The 2,399-nt window shown below is 43.3% G+C and carries 3 protein-coding genes; 1 reads left to right on the top strand and 2 read right to left on the bottom strand.

Going from position 1 to position 2,399, the window contains the following annotated elements; genetic code table 11:
* Positions 1 to 89: 89 nt before the first annotated feature.
* Together lipB and HQM15_12050 are read right to left on the bottom strand one after the other, a co-directional pair.
* Complete coding sequence (lipB, locus tag HQM15_12055) at positions 90 to 752, bottom strand: lipoyl(octanoyl) transferase LipB (GenBank protein MBF0493496.1); 663 nt, start codon at positions 750 to 752, stop codon at positions 90 to 92.
* Positions 745 to 1,275 (bottom strand): CDP-alcohol phosphatidyltransferase family protein, encoded by a 531-nt coding sequence (locus tag HQM15_12050; GenBank protein ID MBF0493495.1) that lies wholly within the window; start codon positions 1,273 to 1,275, stop codon positions 745 to 747. Before HQM15_12050 ends, lipB begins: the two co-directional genes overlap by 8 nt.
* Positions 1,276 to 1,455: 180 nt before the next feature.
* On the opposite strand from HQM15_12050, the gene HQM15_12045 reads away from it, so the two are divergent.
* A complete protein-coding gene (locus HQM15_12045) occupies positions 1,456 to 2,175 on the top strand; it encodes a hypothetical protein (GenBank protein MBF0493494.1) in 720 nt (239 codons plus the stop codon).
* Positions 2,176 to 2,399 lie beyond the last annotated feature (224 nt).

Below are 2,399 nucleotides of genomic sequence, written 5' to 3'. Positions count from 1 at the left end.
CAAAACAACACCCCAAACAAGAAGTGATTGACTTTAGAAAAGAAGAAGGCAAAGGGAAAAAAATAGAAATCAAGAAACTTCTCGCCTTATCAAAAAAAACTACCCCCAGTAATTAAATGCATCTTTTCAATCCACTGAATTTTTTTTTGAAATACCTGAGCAAGGCTTTCTACAAGTTTTAACATCACTTCATTTTTTTCTACTCTTTTATTCAATATTTTCTCCATCGAAGTCACTCCCCTGCCCTGAATTCCGCAAGGGATAATGGCTTCATAATCCTGCAACTGAGGATGGAGATTGAGCGCAAAACCATGCATGGAAACGCCATGATCAAAATGCAGGCCCAGGGCCGCAATTTTTTCTTGGCCTACCCATACGCCAGGATATTCTGCGTCTCGATTTGCTTTGATATCCCAGTGACTTAGTGTATGAATCAAAAGTTCTTCTATAGAAGAGACAAACTGGGGGATATTCATTTTAAGGGAGGACAAACTTACCATAAAATATCCCACTAACTGACCAGGGCCATGATAGGTAATGCGTCCGCCTCGATTGGTTTTGATGAGAGGAATAGGAGATAAATTCAGAAGATCGGCAGAGGCATCCTGTTTGCCCATGGTATAGACAGCGGGATGTTCGGTAAAAAGCAGGAAATTGGGGATCTTTTCTTCTTGTCGTTTTTTGCGTAGGAGCAGCTGTAAGTCAAAGCAGCTTTGGTAGTCACTTGTTCCGATGTCGCAGAGATTAAACATCTTTCTTTAAGATCCCCCAACCCACAACCGTGTAGTGGATGCCGCTCGCCAGAGTAAAGACAAGCACAAAAAACAAGGCAATCTGCTTGGCCCAAAAAACAGTGTTTTCAAAATAATCCAGAAATAAAAATTGGTGCATCTGCACGTAGGAATAAAGCAAACTGAATGAAAGCAGGGCCAGCTGAAAAAAAGTATTGAGCTTGGAAATTAAAATAGGACGGATAGGAATTTGTCTTTTTTTCAACTTCAGAAACAAAACCCCCATCACGATATAAACATCTCTGAAAATAACAATTGCCACGGACCAGAAAGGAAGTTGATGCGTCCATCCCAAAGTAATGTAGGTAACAAACATCAAAAACTTGTCGGCAGCGGGGTCCAAAACGGCCCCCAGCTTGGTTCTCCATTGATAACGACGGGCCAGAGCCCCATCAAAAAAATCAGAAAACCCGGCAATTAGCAGCATCATCAACGCAAGGTCATAACGGCCCTGAAGGTAAAAATAGGAGATGAAGGGGATCAAACAAAGTCGTAATAGGGTTAAAAAATTGGGGAGGTAAATCATGTTTCTCCAGCATTAACTGATGCAAAAAAATAGTCAAGAAGGGGTGATTCTCTTGACACGAAAACAATGTTTGCTAAAATTTTGAAACTCGTTAATTAAAATTCATTTTCCTAAATTACCTTAAAGGAGGTAGCTTCAATGACGAAAAAACTATTGGGCCTCACGCTAGCGTTGGCCTTAATCAGCAGTTCTGCTTGGGCAAAACATAAAGAAGAAGAACCCATTAACTGCGGCAGAAAAGTGACTGTGGCCGTAGATCGTTTCAAAACCGAAAACATTTCCGTGGGCTGGTGGAACGACGATGTGGCCTTGAACTCACGAGAAGTATTGGTAGATGAATTGGTTCAAACCGGCTGTTTCAGCGTGTTGGAACGCGAAGAATATTCGATGGCTCCTGCCGGTGTGATGAACGAAAAAGCCCTGGCTCGTTCGGGCGAAGCGCGGACAGGCTCTAAAACCGCTAAAAAACACGGAATGAAAGTGGCCGGAAATTTGGCCTCTTGTGCCTTAACGGGAGTCAATAAAGATGGCTCCGGCTTCTCCATTGGTGGAGGAGGCGGCGGTGGTGGCTTTGGCGGCGGGGGTCTTGGAGGACTAGGTCTGAGCACGAAACAATCTGAGGTAAGTATTGCCTGCAAGATTTTTTCGACTTCCAGTTCTGAAATTTTAGCTTCTGCTCGAGTGACCAGAAAAGCAAATAGCTTTGGAATCAGTGCTGCCGGTGGTGGTTTCGGTGGTGGCGGCGGCGGAGGCGGTGGCCTCGGCTTCTTCAAAGAATCTAAAGTGGGTAAAATGATGGCGGATGCCATTCACGAAGCCGTGAGAAAAATGGCGAGCACCATGAGATCGGATAGCTAGTTAGAATGACAAATTGCTGTATAAAAAAACCCCGAGAAATCGGGGTTTTTTTATAGACTACGCACAAAGGGAGATCTTCGGATCCCCTTTCTGCTTTTTCCCGACTTCCGCGCTAAATTTTGAAATATTCAGATAAGTGGATGAAAAGTAAGGATGAGGATTTTAGGGTCAAAATGTAGTGGCCCCTTTTTCTTTTAATTATTTTCCCCTGGCTCACTTTTTTT

Source organism: Deltaproteobacteria bacterium (assembly GCA_015233135.1).
Lineage (GTDB): Bacteria > UBA10199 > UBA10199 > JADFYH01 > JADFYH01 > JADFYH01.
Note: the sequence above shows the minus strand (reverse complement) of the source record. Positions and strands in the feature narration are given on the sequence as shown.